Source organism: Candidatus Thermoplasmatota archaeon (assembly GCA_035541015.1).
Classification (GTDB): domain Archaea; phylum Thermoplasmatota; class SW-10-69-26; order JACQPN01; family JAIVGT01; genus DATLFM01.
In genome coordinates, this window is the sequence record DATLFM010000036.1 from 1 (window position 1) to 20,026 (window position 20,026).

General features: G+C 70.5%; 20 protein-coding genes and 1 tRNA gene. 14 read left to right on the top strand and 7 right to left on the bottom strand.

The features are described from left to right. From VM681_03255 to VM681_03275, 5 genes are all read right to left on the bottom strand, one after another. On the bottom strand, nucleotides 1-634 hold a 634-nt coding region (locus VM681_03255; GenBank protein HVL87015.1), incomplete at its 3' end, for a right-handed parallel beta-helix repeat-containing protein. Between the two features lie 146 nt (nucleotides 635-780). Continuing rightward, on the bottom strand, nucleotides 781-2,847 hold the full coding sequence (locus tag VM681_03260; GenBank protein HVL87016.1) for a VCBS repeat-containing protein: 2,067 nt from the start codon (nucleotides 2,845-2,847) through the stop codon (nucleotides 781-783). A gap of 96 nt (nucleotides 2,848-2,943) precedes the next feature. Further along, nucleotides 2,944-4,461 (bottom strand): PQQ-binding-like beta-propeller repeat protein, encoded by a 1,518-nt coding sequence (locus VM681_03265; GenBank protein HVL87017.1) that lies wholly within the window; start codon nucleotides 4,459-4,461, stop codon nucleotides 2,944-2,946. Continuing rightward, nucleotides 4,458-5,210 carry a glycosyltransferase family 2 protein gene (locus VM681_03270; protein ID HVL87018.1) on the bottom strand — a complete coding sequence of 251 codons (753 nt, stop codon included), beginning with the start codon at nucleotides 5,208-5,210 and terminating at the stop codon, nucleotides 4,458-4,460. The genes VM681_03265 and VM681_03270 overlap by 4 nt, the downstream gene beginning before the upstream one ends. Before the next feature lie 5 nt (nucleotides 5,211-5,215). Then, nucleotides 5,216-6,958: a DUF6541 family protein gene (locus VM681_03275; protein ID HVL87019.1), complete on the bottom strand. Its 1,743-nt coding sequence runs from the start codon at nucleotides 6,956-6,958 to the stop codon at nucleotides 5,216-5,218. Nucleotides 6,959-7,110: 152 nt separating this feature from the next. Between VM681_03275 and VM681_03280 the strand changes: the two genes are divergently transcribed. Beyond that, a complete protein-coding gene (locus VM681_03280) occupies nucleotides 7,111-7,584 on the top strand; it encodes a DUF1616 domain-containing protein (protein ID HVL87020.1) in 474 nt (157 codons plus the stop codon). Nucleotides 7,585-7,672: 88 nt separating this feature from the next. Here VM681_03280 and VM681_03285 read toward each other — a convergent pair whose 3' ends face one another. Then, entirely contained in the window at nucleotides 7,673-9,985 is a 2,313-nt protein-coding gene (locus VM681_03285) for a glycosyltransferase (protein HVL87021.1), read from the bottom strand. Continuing rightward, entirely contained in the window at nucleotides 9,982-10,575 is a 594-nt protein-coding gene (locus tag VM681_03290) for a hypothetical protein (GenBank protein ID HVL87022.1), read from the bottom strand. Before VM681_03290 ends, VM681_03285 begins: the two co-directional genes overlap by 4 nt. A gap of 190 nt (nucleotides 10,576-10,765) precedes the next feature. On the opposite strand from VM681_03290, the gene VM681_03295 reads away from it, so the two are divergent. The 13 genes from VM681_03295 to VM681_03355 all read left to right on the top strand — a co-directional run bounded on the left by VM681_03295 (nucleotide 10,766) and on the right by VM681_03355 (nucleotide 20,001). After that, a complete protein-coding gene (locus VM681_03295) occupies nucleotides 10,766-11,071 on the top strand; it encodes a hypothetical protein (protein HVL87023.1) in 306 nt (101 codons plus the stop codon). Nucleotides 11,072-11,082: 11 nt separating this feature from the next. Beyond that, nucleotides 11,083-11,490, top strand: a complete 408-nt coding sequence (locus VM681_03300; protein HVL87024.1) for a hypothetical protein — start codon at nucleotides 11,083-11,085, stop codon at nucleotides 11,488-11,490. Nucleotides 11,491-11,555: 65 nt separating this feature from the next. Beyond that, nucleotides 11,556-12,446 (top strand): ABC transporter ATP-binding protein, encoded by an 891-nt coding sequence (locus VM681_03305; GenBank protein ID HVL87025.1) that lies wholly within the window; start codon nucleotides 11,556-11,558, stop codon nucleotides 12,444-12,446. Continuing rightward, on the top strand, nucleotides 12,443-14,275 hold the full coding sequence (locus VM681_03310) for a PrsW family intramembrane metalloprotease (GenBank protein ID HVL87026.1): 1,833 nt from the start codon (nucleotides 12,443-12,445) through the stop codon (nucleotides 14,273-14,275). The genes VM681_03305 and VM681_03310 overlap by 4 nt, the downstream gene beginning before the upstream one ends. Next, entirely contained in the window at nucleotides 14,272-15,333 is a 1,062-nt protein-coding gene (locus VM681_03315; GenBank protein HVL87027.1) for an ABC transporter permease subunit, read from the top strand. Before VM681_03310 ends, VM681_03315 begins: the two co-directional genes overlap by 4 nt. A 49-nt stretch (nucleotides 15,334-15,382) precedes the next feature. After that, on the top strand, nucleotides 15,383-16,765 hold the full coding sequence (locus VM681_03320; protein ID HVL87028.1) for an amino acid permease: 1,383 nt from the start codon (nucleotides 15,383-15,385) through the stop codon (nucleotides 16,763-16,765). Between the two features lie 137 nt (nucleotides 16,766-16,902). Beyond that, entirely contained in the window at nucleotides 16,903-17,256 is a 354-nt protein-coding gene (locus tag VM681_03325; GenBank protein ID HVL87029.1) for a 50S ribosomal protein L18e, read from the top strand. 4 nt (nucleotides 17,257-17,260) lie between these two features. Next, nucleotides 17,261-17,689, top strand: coding sequence for a 50S ribosomal protein L13 (locus VM681_03330; GenBank protein ID HVL87030.1), 429 nt, complete (start codon nucleotides 17,261-17,263; stop codon nucleotides 17,687-17,689). Further along, complete coding sequence (locus VM681_03335) at nucleotides 17,686-18,087, top strand: 30S ribosomal protein S9 (protein ID HVL87031.1); 402 nt, start codon at nucleotides 17,686-17,688, stop codon at nucleotides 18,085-18,087. The genes VM681_03330 and VM681_03335 overlap by 4 nt, the downstream gene beginning before the upstream one ends. Before the next feature lie 8 nt (nucleotides 18,088-18,095). After that, the gene (locus VM681_03340) at nucleotides 18,096-18,284 is read left to right on the top strand and encodes a DNA-directed RNA polymerase subunit N (GenBank protein HVL87032.1); all 189 of its coding nucleotides are present in this window, start codon (nucleotides 18,096-18,098) and stop codon (nucleotides 18,282-18,284) included. A 249-nt stretch (nucleotides 18,285-18,533) separates the two neighbouring features. Then, a tRNA-Pro gene (locus tag VM681_03345) sits at nucleotides 18,534-18,606 on the top strand. Nucleotides 18,607-18,857: 251 nt separating this feature from the next. Further along, entirely contained in the window at nucleotides 18,858-19,523 is a 666-nt protein-coding gene (locus tag VM681_03350; protein HVL87033.1) for an NUDIX domain-containing protein, read from the top strand. A gap of 121 nt (nucleotides 19,524-19,644) precedes the next feature. After that, a complete protein-coding gene (locus VM681_03355) occupies nucleotides 19,645-20,001 on the top strand; it encodes a hypothetical protein (GenBank protein ID HVL87034.1) in 357 nt (118 codons plus the stop codon). Nucleotides 20,002-20,026 lie beyond the last annotated feature (25 nt).

A 20,026-nucleotide genomic window follows, 5' to 3' on the forward strand; every position in this document is an offset into this window, starting at 1 on the left:
CCGCGATTCCGACGTTGAAAAAGTAAATGCCAGCACCGCTGTTGTTGGCGATCGTATTGTTGCGGAGGAAAACGCGGTCGCTCAGGCGGTTTGCAACCGTGATCCCGTTGAATTGGTTGTTGATGATTTGGTTTCCTCGCACGACCACGTCGGAGGCTGAAATCACAACTGCGTCGTCGCCGTTGTTCGATCGGACAACCGAGTCGATAATCATGATATTCGTGGAGGAAAATGCCTGAATTCCACCGTCCCCGTTATTTTCGACGAGAACGTTTTCAACGCGGATGTTGCTTGCATCACGGATGAGAATGCCAGTGTTCATATTCCGGACCCAAACATCGCGAATGAGAACGTGTTTCGTCGTCGAGCGGACGTCAATACCATGCAGCCCAGGCCGCCGGCCGATATCCAGTTTTTCAATTACGTAAGGGTCGGAGGCCGTGCCGCAACCACGAACAACACCAACCAACGGGTTGCCTTGGCATGGAGCGAGCTCCAGGCTGAATCGGTTCCCGCTGTCACGATCGATTATGATGCCGACAAACGGCACATAGGTTTGAGTTGCTGCCTGACCGAAAAAGCCAAACGCGGGCAAAATCAGGAGGACAGCCAAGCCAAGCTGAAGCGCCCGCATTCACCCCCGCCACGACTTCGCGCCGAATATGCCTTCTCGTCGGCTCGTCTCTGTAACCGTGGCGGGTGAAATGGAACGACGGCGCGGGAAAACCGCGCCGCCTTTACGGGCCTTCGCTTCGAGCCCCGCGCCGATCGGTCGATCGCCTACCCCCACGTATACGTCCCCGACGTCGCCTTGGCGCCGCTTGAGCTCGTCGCTTCGAAGACGACCTTCGCGCCGTCGGGCACGAAGAAGCTCTTGGCCCAGTTGCCCCAGGATTGCTTGGCAAGCGCGGTGCAGGTTCCGCCGTTCACCGAGGCGCAGACGGCGGTCACCGTCTGCGAGGAGGTCACCTTGACCTCCACCCACCATTCGTTGACGCTCGAGGGCACGCTGAAGCTCGCGGTGAAGCTGCCGCCGTCGCCGCCACCGCCGTCGTCGCCCCCGCCGCCTCCAAGCCACGTGAACTCTTGCGAGGTGGCGGTGGCTCCGGTGCTGCTCGTTGCGCGGAAGACGACCTTGCTTCCGGCGGGCACGTGGAAGCTCTTGGCCCAGTTGCCCCACGATTGCTTGGCAAGCGCGGTGCAGCTTCCGCCGTTCACGGACGCGCACACGGCGGTCACCGTCTGCGAGGAGGTCACCTTGACCTCCACCCACCATTCGTTGACGCTCGAAGGAACGCTGAACGTGGCCGTGAACGACCCGCCGTCGTTTCCGCCGTCGTCGTCCGGCGGGGGCGTGACGCCTCCGCCGCTGGACTTCAGGCCCGAGGGCGGATGTGGCCACGCCGCGTTGAATCGCACGCCCGTGTCGTAGACGAGGATGGCGCCGCGCGTGTTGTCGGCAGAGACCGCCTGCACGACCCATTGTGTCGTGCCGCGTCCCCACAGGTCGCCCACCACGGGGCCGCGCATGACCTTCCAGGGTGCGGCGCTCACGAACGTCTGCTTGGCCCCGCCCACGGGATCGAGGTACCAGATGCCGTCGCCCGTGGAGCCGGGTCCGTTGGCGAGCACGTTCTGGCGACCGTCGCCCGTCACGTCGGCGACGGCGAGGTCCTTGTTGTTCCAGAACGCGCCCATGACCGTGCTCCACCGCAGGTTGCCCGCGGCGTCGAACCGGTAGACCTTGCTCTTGCCGACGACCTCCCAGGTTCCGCACTTGTGTCCCTGGGTGTTCCAATCGGCCCAGAGGACGTCCTTCTGCCCGTCGCGGTCCACGTCGTACACGACGGGTCGCGTGTAGGTGAGCGGCGTCGCGTCCGCGGGCTGCCGATGCCAGAGCACACGGCCCGTGTCGCCGGCGATCGCAAACAACGCCGCGTGGTTGTTGTTGTAGTTCGTGCAATCGTGGCTGTCGCGCGCTCCAAGGACGACGTCGGAGCCGCCCGTCCCGCCGCGAAGCCGCTCGACGGCGGCCGGGCCCACGGTGACCGATCCCGTCCCTAGCTTGGCGTAGCTTTTGAGCCACGTCTGCCAGAGCGTCTTGCCCGTGCGGCCGTCCGTGGCGATGACCGTCCCGCCGTCCGAGGCCCAAACGACGTCGAGCTTGCCCGTCCCGCGGAGATCGCCCACGCCCGGCTCGCCGTTGCCGCCCCAGAACGGGTGGCCGTCGTCGCGCGTGCAGCGCTTCCAGAGGATCGAGCCGTCGGCGCGGTAGGCGAAGACGCCCACCTCTTCGGTCTGGACCAGGATCTCGAGCCGCCCGTCGCCCGTCAAGTCGGCAAGGACCGGGGGCGCGTCCATGCCCGCGCTGCTGTAGCAGTCGTTCGCGCGCCGTTCCCAGGCCTTCGTGAACACGAAGCGGTCGGACGTGCTTGCGCCGGCCTCGAATCGGTAGGCGGTGATCACGGAAGCCGAGTTGGCGATGACCACGTACGCCGGGCCGCCGGGCACGAGGACGCCCGCCTCCACGCCGTTCATCGGGCGAGCGCCCCAGCCGCCCGGATAGGTCGTCGAAAGCTCCGCCAGAAGCTTGCCGGTCTGCGAATCGAACACGTACACGTGTCGGTTGTCGTTGTGGACGAGGATCTCCTTCTTGCCGTCCCCGTTGATGTCAAAGACCCGCGTCGGGTTGCCGTCGAAGGCCTTGAAGGGCACCTTCGGCTTGGCGCTGTCCGTCGTGATGGTGAGGACGCGCGTCGTGCCGCCTTCGGCCGTCTCGGGGATCGAGACGAGGACAACGGTCGTCAGGAGCATGGCTGCAAGAAGGCCTCCCTTGGCGCGCTGCATGCCCGATCGCTCTCCCAGCGAGCGGCCTTGAGGGTTCAGGGACGCCCGTGCCGGTCGATCGGCGTCCCCGTCCGTCCGGCTGCAGCCGGGCGGGCGCTAGGCCCCCGGCCACGGCACGTTGTACGCGACGCCAAGGTCAAACACCATGATGGCGCCGCGGTGCCCGCCGTTGGCCGGCTCGACGGGAACGACAAGCTGTGTCGTGCCGCGCCCGAAGAGATCGGTGGCGATGGGCGCGCGAGAGAGCTTCCAGTCGCCGATCGCAAGGAACGCCCTGGGAGCGCCCGTGGCAGCGTCGAGGCGCCACAACCCGTCGTAGCCGTCGCGGGGGCCGTGCGCGAGGATGTCGAGCCGGCCGTCGCCGTCGAAGTCCCCAAGCAGGATCTCGGAGTTCGACCACCACGTGTCGAGCTCGCGCATCCAAAGATCGCGGCCGCTTGCGTCCAGGCAGAACGCGTGGGCGGGGCCCAGCCGCTCCCAGTCGCCCGGATAATGGCCGATCGTGTTCCAGTCCATGCCGCAGACCTCGGCCCTGCCGTCGCCCGTCACGTCGTGCACGACAAGCCGCGTGTACGACAGCGGGTTGGCCCATTCGGGCTGGCGCATCCAGACGATCTCGGCCTGCCACGTCTCCATGCTCTGCCGCACGGCGAAGATCGCGACGTGGTTCTCGTGGTAGCGCGAGGGCTCGCGCTCCGCGGCTACGCGCGCGGTGAAGAGCACCTCGCGGGGCAGGCGCCCGTCGAGCTCGCCCACGGTCGGCGAGACCGTGATCGAGCCGGGCCGCGCGCCGTGCGCCTGCGCGTTGAACGTCCAGAGGGGAGCGCCCGTCGCGCCGTCCAGCACGGAGAGGAGGCCCGAGTCGGATCCCACGATCACCTGCATGCGGCCGTCGCCGTAGAGCTCGGCTGCGACGGGGGCGCCGTTGCCGCCGGCCCAGCATTGCTTCCAGAGCGTGGTGCCGTCGGCGCGCAGCGCGTAGAACCCGATCTCCTCGGTCTGGACGAGGATCTCCAGCCGTCCGTCGCGATCCACGTCGGCAAGCGTCGGCTTTGCGTCCATGCTGGGGCTGCGATGGCATTCGTCCGCGCGCCGCTCCCACGCCTTGGCGAAGACGAACGAGGACCGCGAGGACGCGCCCGCGTCGAACCGGAAGACCGTGACGTAGGCGGCGTGGTTCGTCACGACGAGCGAGGGCGGCTCCCCGGGCGCAAGAACGCCCGCCTCCACGGCGTTGAGGATGCGCTCGCGGTGCCAGGCGGGTGGGTAGCGCGTGGAGAGCTGCGCGAGAACCTTGCCGTCGGCCGAGAACACCCACACGCGCGAGTCGTTGCCGTGCGCGACGACCTCCTTGCGGCCGTCGCCGTCGAAGTCGAACGCGAGGATCGGCGGAGCGTCGAAGGCGGGAGGCCAGCCGGAGAGGCCCGTGACGCGGGGGTCGCCGAGCACCGCGGCGAGGTTGGGCCGCCAGGCGGCGACGCCGCCGGAGAGAGCGCCGGGAAGCCAGGGCCCTCCACCGGGCGAGAGCTCGGGCGAGTTCGCAAGAAGGATCGTGCCCAGGCTCGCAAGGCCCACCGCCAGAACCGCAAGGCCCGCCATCGCCGCCCGGCTCAAGCCCCCACCCCGGGTTTGGCCGGTCGTTGGGGAAGCGGGCCGCGCGAGGGGGGAAGCGTCCGCACGCGGGAGCGCAGGAGCCTCGCGGCGATTCGCCAGCCGTCGCGAAGGGTCGAGAGCTTCGCGGCCCCCTCTCGCGGAAGGTAGTCCACGTCCACAAAGGCGATCGAGAGGCCCGAGCGGCAGGAGAGCGCCCAGAGCTCGGCCTCGAGGTCGAAGCCGCGCGCGGACAGCGGCAGGCGCCGGAGCGCCTCCGCCCGGAACGCCCAAAGGCCCGTGCAGACGTCGGCGCACCGGCGCCCGTAGAGGACCGAGGCGGCAAGCGAGAGCATCCGGTTGCCGACGCGGTGCAGCGGGCGCATGGCGCCCGGTTGCGGCCGTCGCCGTCCCACGACGACGTCGGCGCCGTCGTCGGCCACCATGGCCACGGCGGCGGGAATGGCGTCGGCCGCGTAGGTCGCATCGGCGTCCACCATGACCACGATGTCGCCTGCAAGGAGCGGGACGGCGCGGCGGAAGGCGGATCCCTTGCCGGGCTCCTCGTCCTGGAGCACGGTGGCGCCCCAGTCGTGGGCGATCTGGGCCGTGCGGTCACGGCTTTGCCCGTCGAGGACGACGACCTCCGTCTCGAAACCAAGCGCGGAAAGGGTTGCGCGCGGAAGCCCTTGGATCGTGCGTCCGATCGTGCGCTCCTCGTTCTTGGCCGGTACGACGATCGTGACGAGCGGGCGGGCGCGGGGTTGGTCCATCGTTTTCACCCCGGCCGCATGGCCCACGCTTTCACGCGCGGGCCGGCGATGCCTTGCCCCTCGCACCAGGCGCCGGCGGGCTGCCAGGGCGCCTCCTCGGCAAAGGACGGGTCCGCGCCGGGCGTTTCGATCGCGGCGTACTTCTCCCACACGACGGCGAGCGGGTACGCGTTTCGGCTGAAGTGGAGAACGTCCCCCTCGCGCGCCTCCTCGCTTTGGTAGAAGCCGGGCTTCAGCCATATGCGGTGGGACTCCGGCGCAAAAGCCGCCACGACAAGGCGCGCCTGCCAGGAGCCGACGATGACGACGGCGCGCGGGTGCGCAAGGAGCGACGTGGAGAGCTCCACGAGCGCGTCGTACTCGCACGGGTGGTACAACCGGTACCAGCCGTCGTACGGATCGGGCGTTCCGGCGTACACGGCGCCGCCGGCCGCCGCCGTCACGAGAAGCGCGGGAACGGCCCCCGCGGCAAGCGCGCGGGCGCGCACGCGCCGGTCCGGCGCGCGCGCCGCGTACGCGCGCGCGGCCGCCACCACGCCCCGCGCGGCGCCGGCCGCCGCCACGCCGGCAAGGAGCGCGACGGCCAAGCCCAGGAACACGACCGTGCGGTGCGGCCAGAACTCGCTGTCGAGGGGATTGTGGAGGACAAACGGGAAGGTGGCGGCAAAGAGCGCCGCCCCCGCGTGCGCCGCGGGACCTGCCACAAACGGCAGGAGCACGAGCGCGGCCACGGCAAGCGCCAGGATCGGAAGCCCGATCATGCGAGCGAGATTGACGTGCTCGGGCATTCCCTTCTCCAGCGCGGGCAGCGTGACGAGCAGGAGCAGCACCGCGGCGACCACGCTTGCGGCCACACGCGCGACCAGCGGAACACGGACCTGCGAGAGGCGAGCGACGGCGTCGACCACGCGCCGGGGCACGGCAAGGAGCAGGGCGGCGGGCGCAAGCGCGATCGCCACGACCACGGCGCCAAGCGCCTCGGGCGAACCGGCAAGCGGCAGGAGCAGGCCCTGGAATCCGGTTCCGCAGCCTTCCCAGCAGGTGGCCATGGCAAGGCCAAAGCCCCCGCCGAGCACGGCCACGGCGGCCGCGAGCCCCTCGCGCGTGAGCGCCGGCCCGCGCCGCGCGGGCCACGGCACGGCCAGCGACAGGAGCGCAAAGCCGAGGCTCGTAAGGCCCACGATCGCCAGCACCCACGGGTGCGCGAAGACGAGGAAGACCGCAAGCGGAGCGGCCACGCCCACCCACGCCAGCCGCCCGCGCAGCGTCTCGAGGATCGCAAGGAAGAAGAACGGGAGGATCGCAAGGTCAAGCGCGGTGGGAGCAAGCATGGTCGTGCGGAACACGGCCTCCGGCATCACGGCAAACGCGAGCGAGCCCACGACCGCGCCCACCGCCCCTTCGTGACGGTAGAGGAGAAGCGCGAGGCCCAGGACGCCGATCGCACCGAAGAGGACGGGCAGGAAACGCGCGTACAGCGAAAGATCGCCGCCGCCGAAGGACCACAGCGCGGCCACGACGGCGTGCATGCCCGGAGGATACAGCTCGCCCCCCGCGTGCAGCGGATCGATCGATCCGTCCCGCAGGTGCTCGCGCACGAGCGCCATGTGCGTGAACGGATCCTCGGCGGGAACGACGTGGGAGGAGAGAGGCTCGGCCAGGCGCAGGAGCGTTGCGACCCCCACGACGGCGCCCACGCCCACGATCGTCAGAAGCAATCCGGCGTTCCGCACGTTGCGTTCGCGCATGGCATCCATCCAAGGCGCCCGCATCGCAGGCGTCCCCGCCGGGCAGCCATTCCGTGTCTAGAAGCCGGTTCTGGGACACCGGTCGCACGCGGGCCACTCGAAAGAACGCAAATGGCGGAACCCTCATCGCGCCGCAAACGGCATCGAGCCGCATGTGGGCAAAAACCGGTAACGCCGGGACGTTCGCCACCGCCCCGACCGTTGATCTGCGAAGCGTGCTTGCCTCCTGGGACCTTCTCGCCGCCGCCGCCCTTGCGGTGCTTGCCGCCGCGGCGGCAAGCGCGCTTGCGCCCGGCGACCTCCTGCGCGTTGCCATCGCGCTGCCCATCGCCCTCACGGTGCCCGGCTACCTGCTCGTGGAGGCCCTCGTCGGCCCCAGCCGCAGGACCTCCCGCTCGTTCCATCTTCTGGCGGGCATCGGCGTGAGCCCCGGCGTCGTGGGCCTGCTTGCGCTTGCCACCTCGCTTGCGCCCGGCGGCTTCACGGTCGCCGGCATCGTGCTTTCCGTCGCCGCCGCGTGCCTTGCGCTCTCGGCCGTCGCGCTGTGGCGCCGCCTCGTGACGCCCGCGCCCGCCGACCTTGCGGCCGAGGAGACGGTCGCCGCGACGACCGACTCCGTCGCCTGATTTTTTTCGCGCCGGCTGCGATGAAGGATCATCGCAGCCGCCTTGGTTTCCTTTTGTTGTGCCCCTTGCTTCTGCCGCAAGACCCTTTTCAACCCGGCCGCGCCAAGGCCACGGCCGGCGCCCGCACCCGCGCGGGCGCGACCGCGGGCATGGGGCGAAGCGTCCGGTAGCTCAGGTACGCGTACAACGGCGCGCAGGCGAAGAAAAGGCCGTAGAGGCAAAGCCAGCCGGACAGGAGAAGCGTCCCCTGCGGCGCCGTCCCGGGCGCGAGGATCGCGATCCGCACGTTGGCCGCGGCGACGGCAAAGAGCACGGCCGCCATGGCCGCCTCGCCCTTGCACAGGCGCAGGCTGCGGCCGGCCGCGCGCAGGCGGGAGAGCTTCCCGCCGGGCTCCTTGGGCGTGCGCACGAACGGCGCTCGCACGCCGACGGCGCACTTGAGCGCGGCCGTCATGTTCGTGAACTTGATAGCAAACCACATGCCCTGCACGGCAAGCGTGTCGCGGATGCGGACGCGGCCCGCGCTTGCAAGCGCAAGGTGCAGGCGCGTGGCGCCGTCGACGAGCAGGAAGACGGGGATGAGGGCGAGCAACGCAAGCTCGCGTTGGTGGTGCGTGACGGCGTTGAAGCCAAGCACGTTGCCAAGGCCCACGTAGAGGAGCGCAAGCGCGATCGTGAGCACGAACACGCCGTCGAACCAGTGGAGCGAGGAGCCCACGTAGTCGAACTTCTGCCGCCAGGTCATGTCGCTTCGCAGGATGCGCCCGAGGTGCGTGAACAGGATGCGCACGTTGCCGAAGGCCCAGCGGTGGAACTGCTTCTTGTACGCCTCGAAGACGGCGGGCATGAGGCCCCGCCCGAAGCTCCGCGGGACGTAGATCGAGTTCCAGCCGCGGGCGACCAGACGCACGCTCACCTCGGCGTCCTCGCAGATCTGGTCCTCGGCCCAGCCGCCCGCGTCCAAGAGCGCCGAGCGGCGGAGGATTCCCATCGTGCCGCAGAAGATGATGGCGTTCTCCTCGTTGCGCGAGGGCATGATGGCGTGGTAGAAGTACGCCTCGGCGCGCTTGTACTGGCGCGTGAGGAACGACTCGTCGACGTTGCGGTAGTCCTGCGGAGTCTGCACGAAGCCCACGGTCGGGTCCACGAAGTACCCGGCGATGGACGACAGGTAGTCGGGTTGGACCCAGTAGTCGGCGTCCACGACCGCGCACAGCTCGAAGTCCTCCGGCAGAAGCGCGGTCGCGTGGTTGAGCGCGCCGGCCTTGAAGCCGCGCCGGTCGGGGCGCGTGATGTGCCAGGCGCCCACCTGCCTGCAGAAGTTCGCGAGGCGCTCGCGCGCGGCCGGATCCGTGCTGTCGTCGAGCACCTGCACGACGAAGCGGTCGCGGGGATAGTCCTGCTCCACGAGGCACGCGATCGTGTGCGTGACAAGCTCGAAGGGCTCGTTGAAGACGGGGATCTGCACGGCGATCTTGGGCTTGTGGTCCGCGCTCCAGGGAAGGCCCTCGGGACGCCGGTTCCACCGCCGGCGCGCCGCCACGTCCACCGAGTAGAACGCGAACACGGCCACGAGCGAGAGTCCGCCCACCTCGGCCGTCAGGAGCACGTAGCTCAGCCACCGCTGCCCGGGCGGAACCTGCGGGATCGCCACTGTGAGCGAGTAGAGGAGAAACCCGCCGATCACGCACAGGAGGCCCAGGTAGCCAAGGAGCCCCGCGGCGCGCCAACGGTAGCGCGCCACGGTGGCTCCAAGCGCAGCCCCCGCGGCCACCAAGGCCATCTCCCAATAGGTGAACGTGACAAGCGCGCGCGAAAGCTCGGTGGGGAGCTCCTCGATGGCGCGGGGAACGGGCGTCGTCATTGCGAGCGCGACTGCGCCCACGAGGTACGTTCCAAGGCCCGCCGCGCCGCCCGTGATCCCCCCGAGCACGGCGCGCAGTCGCTCGCGGGGGCGCGCGGGCTCTCCGCGCGAGAAGCGCAGGAGGCGCGGGACGGGAAGCGCCGCCGCCGCGGCCATCGCCACGCCCGCCACGACGGCGGCAAGAAGCGGCAGGTCGGCCGGGCCAAGGCCCGCCTCCCGCGCGGGCCCCGGAACGCCCCAGGCGAGCGCCGCGCCTGCCCCAAGCAGGACGAGGCCAGCCGCGCGGGCGAAGACGGCCCCCCGCGCCGCGCCGAGCGAGACGGCCGCCGCTCCGGCCGCGCTTCCTCCGGCGAAGAGAAGCGTCCACCACGTGACGGCCTGCAGGGAGGCCCACAGCGCCTCGGGAAGCCGGGCGGGCCACACCTGCGGCGGCTCGGCAACAAGGCCGGAGAGGGCGTGCGCGGCCACGTAGACGAAAAGGCCGGCGAGCGCTCCCGCCAAGGCCGCGCGAACGGGCCGGCGCCGCGGACGCCTCACCGCGCGTCCCCCGCGAAGCGGATCTCGAACGCGCAGTCGCGGCGGCCGTCGGCGTCGCAGGAAATCTCGCGCACGCGGGCCGCCGGGGCGAGCACGCCCGCGGCGCCCTGCAGGAAACCCGCCTCGAACGCGCAATCGTGCCGCCCGCCGCGCGTGCCGCGCTCGCGGCAGGAGCGGCATTGGGCGACGAGGATCATTCCGCGGGAGCGATCAAGGGAGAGGATCTGAAGCTGGCCGAGCCCCACGCGCCTTCCCATCTCGACGACGTCGCTCCAGGCGCGCGCGTCGGTGGCGCGTGCGAGGCTCTCGCCGAGGACCGCGCCGCCCTCGAGCGTGCGCGGGAAGCCGGGCGAGAGCGCGACGGCCTCGCGCGGGACGCGAGCCGCCGCAGGCGCGGGGGCGCTTGCGCGGGGGACCGGCGCGGCCCGCGCGGGCCGGACGGCCGCGGGACGCGGCGTCACGATGGACCACGCAAGAGAGGCGGACAGGACGAGAAGCCCGCCGAGGATGAGCACGAGCGGCGCTTTGCCGGGCGGGAGGAAGCGGAGGGACACCTCCGTGAACGCTAGGGCGGCGATGGCGTCGGTCATGGCTCCTCCGGCCAGCGGTCGGTCCGCTGGCCAAGCATCTCCCGGTTGGCCGCTTGCAAGGGATGAGCTTTCGGGGACACCACGGCCGGCACAACTTCGGCGCCGCGGCACGGACTGTCGCAAACCGTCCCGCGGGCCGCCGATGCGCGTCCCACAAGGCGCTTGGCGGGGGGCCGCCCATCGCGACGGCATGCGCTCCCTTCTTGGTCTTGCCGTCCGGAACGGGTCCGGCCTGCTTCTCGGACGCGTCGTGGACGTTCGCGCGTCGCTCGATGGCGAGGCCGACGAGCTTCTGGTCCGCCAGGCGGACGGAAAGACGTGGAGGGTCGACGCGCAGCACGTTCGGGCCGTCGGAGACGAGATCGTCCTCAAGGGGCCGCGCGAGGGGTTCCACATCTGGCCGATTGCACAGGAGCCCGAGATCGTCTCCGGGACGCTCCATGCAAGGCCCGAGCCGGCGCCGGGGCCGAAGGCTTATCAACCCCCCTTGGCATAGAATCGGTCGGAATGCAGCTTCCGCACGAGCTCGTGGTGTTCAAGTTCCTGCCCGTGCTTCGAGGCCAGGTCGTCCGCATTCTCCTCTCCGAGCACAAGCTCAAGCAGACGGAGATCGCGCGCGCCATGGGCATCACGCAGGCCGCCGTGTCGCACTACTTCCACGCGGACCGCGGCCACGACGAGCCGCTTTTGTCCATGTTCCCGGAGATCGGCGTGCACGCGCGCTCCATCGCGTCGGCCATCGCCGAGGGCGCCTCCGAGCCCATGCAGGTGGCGCTCTTTGCCAAGGCCGTCAACGAGATGATGTCGACGGAGCGCTTCTGCTCGTACCACAAGGCCTCAAGCGGGATCGAGCAGTGCAACGTGTGCTTCGAGGAGAACTTCGCGCGGTTCGTGCCGCTGCGCGGCTCGCCGTAGGGCCGATCGACGCGTCGCTTCCGTTTTCCACCTATTTTATATAGCATCGGCTCGAAACGGGGTCGATGGCGGACCGCGCGTCGGACGCGTTCGTGCGCGCCACCGGCCTTGGCCGCAGCTTTGGCGCCGAGTGGGCGATCCGGGGGCTCGACTTCTCGGTGCCCCGCGGGGAGATCTTCGGGATCATCGGACCCAACGGCGCCGGCAAGACCACGACCCTCAAGATCCTGGCGGGACTCCTTGCGCCCACGGAAGGCGACGTCCGCGTCGGTGGCTTGGCCGTCTCCGACCCGGCCCACCGATTGCGCATCGGCTACCTGCCCGAGGAAAGCCCGCTCTACGAGGACATGACGCCGCGCGCCTACCTGCGCTTCTTTGCCGACCTCTACGGCGTCCCGCGCGCCACGGCCGACGAGCGCATCGAAGCCGCGCTTGCGCGCCTGGACCTTGCCGTCCGCGACGAGAAGCGCATCGGCGACATGAGCAAGGGCATGCGGCGCAAGACCGCCATCGCCCGGGCGCTCGTGAACGATCCCGACCTTCTGCTGTTCGACGAGCCCGCAAGCGGGCTTGACCCCGTCGTCTCGGCCACCATCCTCGATCTCGTGCGCGAGCTGCGGCGCCAGGGCAAGACCGTGATCCTCTCCGCCCACAACCTCTACCACGTCGAACGCGTGTGCGACCGCATCCTGCTCCTGCGGCGCGGCGCGGAGCTTGCCCAGGGCAGCATGGCGGAGATCCGGGCCGCCGTGGGCGGGACCGAGTACGTCGTGCGCACGAGTGTCGCCGTCGAGGGCTCGGCGCCCGGCGAAGAGGGCTTCGAGCTCACGGTTGCAAGCCTCGAGGTCGTGCACGACGTCGAGCGGCGCGCCAAGGACGCAGGCGGCCGCGTGCTTGCGGTGCGGACGAAGGACCTCTCCCTCGAGGAGATCTTCCTGCGGAAGGCGGCCCGTTGAGCGCCCGCGTCGCGGCCGTGCGGGAGAGCCTCCGGCGCATGGGCGTCCTCGCGTGGTCCGAGACGCGGCGCACGAGCGGGGCGTTCGACTGGCGCACGCGCGCGGTGCTGCTTGCCCTTGCCGTCGGCATGGGCCTGCTCGCGCCGACCGTGCTCGACGACGGCCTCGCCTTCGACCGCGGGATCTACCGCGCCGCGGTCGCGCCCGCAAGCCCGCTGCTTGCGGCCGTGGAAGCCGCGCCGGCCTTCCAGGTGATCGTCACGGGCGACCCGGTGGGCGAGCTTTCCGCCGGCCGAGCCGACGTCTCCGTCGGCGCGACGCGCGTCTCTGCGCCCCCCACGGACAAGGGGCGGGCGGCCCTTGCCGCCCTCAAGCAGGCGGCGGCCGATTACACGTTCCGCGAGCTCCGTTTCGAGGCCGATCAGGCAGCGGCGTTTCCCATCCGCATCGAGCTTGAGTACGTCCCGACGGCCGGCGGTCGCAGCACGGTCCTGCCTGGCCTGCCCTCCCAGCCGCCCCGGACGCCTCCTTCCGGAGGCGAAGACGGGGCCGGCGAAGGCGACGGAGGAACCGGGGGCTCCGACGATGGCGGCGCAAGCGCGCCTCCGCCGCCGCCCCCGCCTCCGCCTTCGGGCGCTCCCGGCGGCTTCCAGCTGCTTCCGCCCGAGATCGGCGAAGCCACGCCGCAGACGCTCGCCCCGCCGTTTCCGTTCCGCTCGCTCGTCCTTGCCTACCTGTTCCTCATCCCCATGAACTTCGTCGTGCAGGTGTACGCCGGATCGGCCATCGCCGAGCGCCTCCAACGGAAGGGCGAGCCGCTGCTTGCCTCGCCGGCGCGCCCGTGGGAGATCGTGGTCGGAAAGGCGCTTCCGTACTTTGCCGCCATGATGGGCGTCTGCGCCATCATCGCGCTTGCGATCGGAGGCGGCGTCGTCTCCGTGCTCGCCGTGGCTCCGCTTGCGCTCGTGTTCCTCGCCGCCGAGTTCGTGGCGGCCATGTTCGCGCGCTCGTTCCGCGAGCTCACGTTCCTCACCGTGTTCGCAAGCGTCATGATCACGATCTACGCGTTCCTCCCCGCCGTCTTCACGGGCGTCTCGGCCGTCGCCCTCGTCTCGCCCATCACGCTTGTCGTGATGGACCTCCGCGGCGCCCCCATCGAGCTTGCGCAGGCGCTCTACGCCACCGTTCCCCTCACCTTCGTCTCCTTCGTGTTGTTCCTTCTGGGCACCGCCTTGTACCGAGAGGAGGACCTCTTCCACCAGAAGCGCGTGGCCGCCAAGGCGCTCGACGCGCTCGCGCGGCAGGTCCGCGGCGTGGGAAGCGGGTTCAAGATCGCCATCCTCCTCATCCCGCTCGTCCTCGTCGCGGAGCTGCTGCTCGTCACCTTCCTCTTCGCCTGGCCCATCCCGCTTGGCGTCGCGGGCGTCCTTCTTGCCGTCGCGCTCGTCGAGGAGGTCGCCAAGGGCCTCCCGTCGCTTGCCGCCGTCGACCGGCGCGCGATCCTGCCGCAGCACGCGCTCGCCTTTGGCGCGTTGACCGGCGTCGGGTTCTTCGTGGCCGAGAAAGGGTTCCTCCTCGCCTCGCTCGTGGGGCTCTTTGGCATCCCGGAAGGCGCGGCCGTCTTTGGCATGATGACGCCTGGTGGCGCGCTTCCGTTGGCGGGCTTGCTTCTCCTTGCGCCGCTTGCCCTGCACGTGGCCACCGCCACCCTCTCGGCCTGGGGCGCAAGCAAGGGCCGGCGTCCGTTTGCGATCGCGCTTTTGCTTGCGATCCTTGCGCACGCGGCCTACAACGCGACCGTCCTTGGCCTGGGAGGCGCAAGCCCGTGAGCCGCCCCTGGCGCGTGATCGCGCGCAAGGAGTTCCGCTCCATCTTCCAGGAGCGCACGATCCTCCTTGCGATCGTGATCCAGGTCTTCGTCGCGGGCTTCAGCTCCTTCCTCGTCGTGGGGCTTGCCGGCCTTGTCGACCCCGATGCGCTCCCCTCGCGCTTGGCGCCCGAGGTCGCCGTGAACGACTCGCTCGGCGGCGCGCGCTTCTTCGCGGAGGAAGGCATCCGTCTTCGCCCGTTCTCGACGAACGAGGAGGCGCTCGACGACCTTGCCGCCGGCCGCGCCGACGCGGCGATCCTCGTCGAGGACCCGGGAGGGGAGACGCGCCCGTTGCGCTTGCGGCTGCTGCTTCCGGACGGCGAGCTTCGCACCACGATCACGATCGTGCAGGTGAAGCGCGCGCTCGAAAGCTACGAGCGCGACCTTCGCGCGCAACGCGAGCACCGGCTCGAGTTCGAGCCCGTGTACGTCGACACGCAGGCCAAGGCCGGATCGTACGCCTTCGTGTACTCGATCCTCGTGCCGCTGCTTGTCTTCCTGCCGGTCATCCTGGCCGGCGCGCTCGTCGCCGACACGATGACCGAGGAGATGCAGCGCGGGACGCTCCCGCTCCTCCTCGTCTCGCCGGCCACGCCCGGCGACGTCGTGGCGGGGAAGCTTGCGGCCAACGTCGCCTTCGCTCCGCTGCTTGCAGCCGCATGGTTCGCGCTGCTTGCGCTAAACGGCCTGCACGCGCCGCTTGCCGGCATCGCCGGCATCCTCGTCCTCACGACGGCCCTTGCCTCCATCATGGCCGCGCTTGCCGCCGGCATCGCCATGGCGACGAAGGACCGCAATAAGGCGCACATCCTGTACGCCACGACGCTCTTTTTCCTGCTGGGCCTTTCGCTTGCGTTGCCCACGAACCCCGTGAACGCCGTGGCGCTTCTGGCCGCCGGATCGGCGACGCCGGGCGCGTGGCTTCTCGTGGCCGCCTCCGGCGCGCTTGCCGTCGCGAGCCTCGCGGCCCTCGCGTGGATCCTCCGCGTCCGCCTGCCCGCCGCGGCGGCCGCCTGACGCGCGCCAAGCCGCTTGCTTTTTGCGTTGCGCCTCCGTACCGCCCCGCATGGAGCTTCGCCGCGAGCTTGGCCTCGCCGGAGCCGTCGCCCTCTGCGTCGGCACCATGGTCGGCTCGGGCATCTTCTTTGGGCCCCAGCAGGTCGCGCGCGAGCTTGGCGACGCAAGCCTCGTTCTCCTCGCCTGGGTGGTGGCCGGTCTCCTCGCGCTTGCCGGCGCGCTCGTCTTTGCGGAGTACGCCTCCGCGATCCCCTCCTCGGGCGGCGCAAGCTACACGTTCCTCGCCGCCGCATGGCCGCGGCCGCTTGCCTTCCTAGGCGGTTGGACCGCGCTTGTGGCGTCCTACGGCGGCGGCGTGGCGGCGGTCTCCGTCGCCTTCGCGTCGTTTGCCGTCCGCCTCGCCGGGCACGACCCCCTCGCGCGGCCGATGTCCGTCGCGGCCATCGCCATCGCGCTGCTGTACTTCCTTGCCTTCGTGAACTGGCAAGGCTTGCGCCACGGCTCGCGCGTGCAAGGGGCCGCAACGGCGCTCAAGGTCGCCGCCGTGGCCGCCCTTGCCGCCGGCGGCCTCTGGGCCGCAGCGGCGGTCGAATCGGATGCGCCCGCCGCTCCGGCCGAGGCCGCGCACCTCACCCCCCTTGTGTTCCTCGCCGCGCTCGTCGTTCCCATCTTCGCCTACTCGGGCTACATCGCCGCCGCCCAGATGGGCGACGAGGTGCGCGATCCGCGCCGCACGCTGCCCCGCGCGCTCGTGCTGGGCCCGCTTGCCGTGATCGGACTCTACCTCCTCGTAAACGTCGCCTACCTGGCCGTGCTCGGATCCGCGGGCCTTGCGAACTCGAGCCTTCCGGGGTACGAGCTTGCGACCGCGTCGCTTGGCGAGCACGGCGGCACCGCGCTTGCGCTTGCCGTGCTCGTGAGCACGTTTGGCACCACAAACGCCATCCTCATGGCCGCCCCGCGCGTGGCCTTCGCGCTTGCGCGCGAGGGCCTCTTCCCGCCGGCGCTTGCCGACGTGGGCGCGCGCGGGACGCCCGGGCCCGCCATCGCGCTTGTCGCAGGCGCGGGCATGGCGCTTGTGGCCGCCGGCCTTGCGCTGCGTCCCGTCCTCGGGCGGCCCCTGTTCGAGTTCCTCGTCATGGTCGAGGTGTTCGCGCCGGGGCTCTTTGCCGTGCTCATCGGCGTGGGATTGCTGCGGCTGCGCCGCGCGCGCCCCGACCTCCCGCGGCCCTTCCGCGTCCCCTTGTACCCCGTCCTGCCGCTTGCGTGGGCGGGGACGATGGTCGCAGTCGCAGTCGCGCTCGTGGCGCAGCGGCCCGTCGAGGCCGGCATCGGCGCGGCCATCGTCACCTCGGGGTTGCCCGTCTACGCGTGGATGACGCGCGAGCCGCGCAGGCCCGCCCGGCCGCAGGCCGTCGCCGCGCCCGCCTGATGTATACGTATGTATACGTCTGTATACATGGGGCGACCGGGCCGGCGCGCCCGGAAGCTTCAAATAGGGTTCCTGCCTTCGCTCGTCCTGCTTCCTCTTTATTAGAGGGAGAAACGACGTCGAAGGAGTCAGAAACCATGGTCAAGACCGACCCGACGCTCGTCGCGACGATCTCCGCGCTCAAGGCGCGGAGCCGCGAAGCGGGCTCGGACATCTGGCGAGACGTCGCCCGGCGCCTGGAGAAACCGAACCGGAGCCGGGCGGAGGTCAACGTGAGCAGGATCGACCGATACGTGAGCGAAGGCGAGATCGCCGTCGTCCCCGGAAAGCTCCTTTCCGCGGGCATCCTCACGAAGCGGGTCGACGTTGCGGCGCTTCGCTTCTCGGACGCCGCGCGAAGGAAGATCGCGGAGAAGGGCGGCAAGTGCCTCTCGCTCGAGGAGGCCGCCACGGCCGCCCCGAAGGGCCAGAAGTGCCGCATCGTCGGGTGATGCCATGACGACCGTGATCGACGCGCAAGGCCTCATCCTCGGACGCCTGGCCACAAACGTCGCCAAGCGCCTGCTCGAAGGCGAGCCGATCGTCATCGTGAACGCGGAGAAGGCCGTGATCTCCGGCTCGCGCGAGAACATCCTCGAGCGGTACCGCTCCTCGCGCCGGCGCGGCAAGATCCGCAAGGGACCCTTCTACCCGCGCACGCCGCACATGATCCTCAAGCGCACGGTCCGCGGAATGATCCCCTACCAGGAGCCGCGCGGGCGCGCCGCGTACCGCCGGCTCACGGTGCACGTGGGCGTTCCGGACGAGTTTGCGAAGACGAAGCCCGAGACGCTGCCCTCGGCGCGCAAGACCGCGCTTCGGGGAAGCGTCACCCTCGCCCACGTCGCGCGCGACCTCGGCTCGCGCGTGGGGGTGTCCCCATGACAAAGACCATCGTCACGAGCGGAAAGCGCAAGATGGCCGTCGCCCGCGCTGCGATCACCAAGGGCGGGGGCCGCATCCGGATCAACAGCGTTCCGCTGGAGATCCACGAGCCGTTCCTCGCGCGCGAGAAGATCCGCGAGCCGCTTGTCCTGGCCGGCGACCGCTCGGAGAAGGTGGACATCACGGTGAACGCGCGCGGCGGTGGCATCATGGGCCAGGCCGACGCGATCCGCACGGCGATCGCCCGCGGGCTCGTCGAGTTCTTCGGCGACGCGGAGCTCAAGCAGGCCTACCAGCACTACGACCGCACGCTGCTTGTCAACGACACGCGACGCAAGGAGCCCAAGCACCCGCTGGGCCGTGGCGCGCGCAAGAAGACGCAGAAGTCGTACCGGTGATCGCCATGATGATCCCCGTGCGGTGCTTCAGCTGCGGGCGCGTGGTGGCGGCCGACTACGAGCGCTTCAAGGAGCGCGTGGCGCGCGGCGAGAAGCCCAAGGACGTCCTCGACGCCCTGGGCGTCGCGCGCTACTGCTGCCGTCGCATGATCGTCACGCAGTCGGACATCATCGACGACGCGGCGCCCTACGCTTGAGTCGCGCGCGCAGCGCGCGGCAGAGAAAGAAAAAGGGTGTGCGCGCGGGGGAGGTTCTCCTCCCCCGGCGCGGCATCGCGCCCAAACCTTCAAGCCAAAGGCGCGGCTTTGCGCCTTGCCCCGCGCGGACCCCAAGCGCGCGGGGGAAACCCGCCGGCCTCGTCGGCCGCGGAAGGGAAGCTGCCGTGCGCTTGCCGGCCGCGCGGAATCGCCGATCCCGGCGCCCTCGCTGCCTGCCGGCAGCTCGTCGGGTCCGTGGGGTAGCTTGGTATCCTACGTGCTTGGGGTGCACGCGACCCCGATTCAAATTCGGGCGGACCCACTCGAGCTCCTGAGCGGAGCGAAGGCGCGCAGAGTGGGGTCCGAGGCGCGAGCGGCGAGGGCGAGCCCGCGCGAAGCGCGGGCGAAGCCGCCAGAATTCCAAGCGGAACGCGCCGAGCCGCAGCGAGGCGAGTTCCGCGAGAATTCGGGCGGACCCATGCTACAGATGGGGGGTCTGGCGGGAAGAAGCGAAATCTTCCCCCCGGCGTCCCGTGGCGCCAGCTTCTTCCCACCCTCCTCGCTTCCAACGGCGTGAGACCCCCCGTCGACCTCGCCGCCATCCGCTCCGCGCTTGCCGCCGAGGGCGCGCCCGTGCCGTTCCCAGGCGACAGTGCAGTCCTGCTTCCCCTCCTCTCGGACGCGGACGAGCTTCACCTGCTGCTCACGCGCAGGGACCGATCGCTTCCGCGCCACGCGGGCGAACTTTCCTTTCCCGGGGGGCGCATCGACGGCGCCGACAAGGACGCCGCGGCGGCGGCGCTGCGGGAGGCGCGCGAGGAGATCGGGCTCTCCCGCGCCGAGCTTCTCGGCTACGTGGCTACGGTGCCGGCGCGCTTTGGCGGACGCGTGCACGCCTTCGCGGCGGCCGTGCGGGCGGACGCGCTGGATGCCTCGGCGTGGCCCAACCGGGAGGTGGAGGCGGTGCTGGCGGTTCCCCTGGCCTGCCTGGCCGATCCCTCGGCGCGCGTGACCGCGCCCGCGTTGGCGGGTTTGTCGACGTGCGCTGTGGAGGGCTTGGAGACGCGCCGCGTGACCTTCGCCGACGGACTTGCGCGCGTCTTGCCGTACTGGCGGTTGCAGGGCGGCGAGACGCTCTGGGGCGTCAGCGGCGAGATCACCGCTCGCTTGCTGGAGCGGCTGGGGTGGCAGCGACCGCCCCCCGCACGCGACGTCGGCTCGGACGGTGTGCGGCCGTAGATCGTCCGGATGGACGGGACACGGAGATATCCTGGAGGATACGCAGGCAACCGGGTCCTTGCGCGCCCAGCCGGGTGGCTGGCGCAAGGCATGAAGGGGGGCCGCCAAGCCGTCGTCAATGATGCCCAAATCCCGCGTCCAGGGCCAAGAGGATCCGTGCCCGTTCTGCGGCCACGCCCGCACCGTCCCGTCCCTGCGGGGCGTCCTGTGCCTGGGCTGCTACCGCAAGTACGACCCGACCACGCGTCTTCCGTTGCCCGATCCGCTCGACGTCGTCGAGCCCAAGCCGCGTCCCGCCCCGCTGGCGGCCGTGGCGTTTGAGACGGTGGTCCTCGATTGGAGCGACACCTCGGCTCCCGAGGCCCCCTTCGAGCTTCGCAGGTTCCTCCGCGAGCGCATCCGGCGTTGCGCCGAACTGCGCCTGCAGGAGAGGGCGGCCCGGGCCTGCGGAGCGGGCGCAGCCGTCTCGGATCGTTAGCGTTTTCTCGCGTGAGCCGCATGCT

Excerpts from the sequence above, each read along its gene's own strand:
- VM681_03260 (HVL87016.1), bottom strand. The coding sequence starts at position 2,847 with ATGCAGCGCGCCAAGGGAGGCCTTCTTGCAGCCATGCTCCTGACGACC.
- VM681_03270 (HVL87018.1), bottom strand. The coding sequence starts at position 5,210 with ATGGACCAACCCCGCGCCCGCCCGCTCGTCACGATCGTCGTACCGGCC.
- VM681_03275 (HVL87019.1), bottom strand. The coding sequence starts at position 6,958 with ATGCGCGAACGCAACGTGCGGAACGCCGGATTGCTTCTGACGATCGTG.
- VM681_03280 (HVL87020.1), top strand. The coding sequence starts at position 7,111 with ATGTGGGCAAAAACCGGTAACGCCGGGACGTTCGCCACCGCCCCGACC.
- VM681_03290 (HVL87022.1), bottom strand. The coding sequence starts at position 10,575 with ATGACCGACGCCATCGCCGCCCTAGCGTTCACGGAGGTGTCCCTCCGC.
- VM681_03295 (HVL87023.1), top strand. The coding sequence starts at position 10,766 with ATGCGCTCCCTTCTTGGTCTTGCCGTCCGGAACGGGTCCGGCCTGCTT.
- VM681_03300 (HVL87024.1), top strand. The coding sequence starts at position 11,083 with ATGCAGCTTCCGCACGAGCTCGTGGTGTTCAAGTTCCTGCCCGTGCTT.
- VM681_03305 (HVL87025.1), top strand. The coding sequence starts at position 11,556 with ATGGCGGACCGCGCGTCGGACGCGTTCGTGCGCGCCACCGGCCTTGGC.
- VM681_03320 (HVL87028.1), top strand. The coding sequence starts at position 15,383 with ATGGAGCTTCGCCGCGAGCTTGGCCTCGCCGGAGCCGTCGCCCTCTGC.
- VM681_03325 (HVL87029.1), top strand. The coding sequence starts at position 16,903 with ATGGTCAAGACCGACCCGACGCTCGTCGCGACGATCTCCGCGCTCAAG.
- VM681_03330 (HVL87030.1), top strand. The coding sequence starts at position 17,261 with ATGACGACCGTGATCGACGCGCAAGGCCTCATCCTCGGACGCCTGGCC.
- VM681_03335 (HVL87031.1), top strand. The coding sequence starts at position 17,686 with ATGACAAAGACCATCGTCACGAGCGGAAAGCGCAAGATGGCCGTCGCC.
- VM681_03340 (HVL87032.1), top strand. The coding sequence starts at position 18,096 with ATGATCCCCGTGCGGTGCTTCAGCTGCGGGCGCGTGGTGGCGGCCGAC.
- VM681_03355 (HVL87034.1), top strand. The coding sequence starts at position 19,645 with ATGCCCAAATCCCGCGTCCAGGGCCAAGAGGATCCGTGCCCGTTCTGC.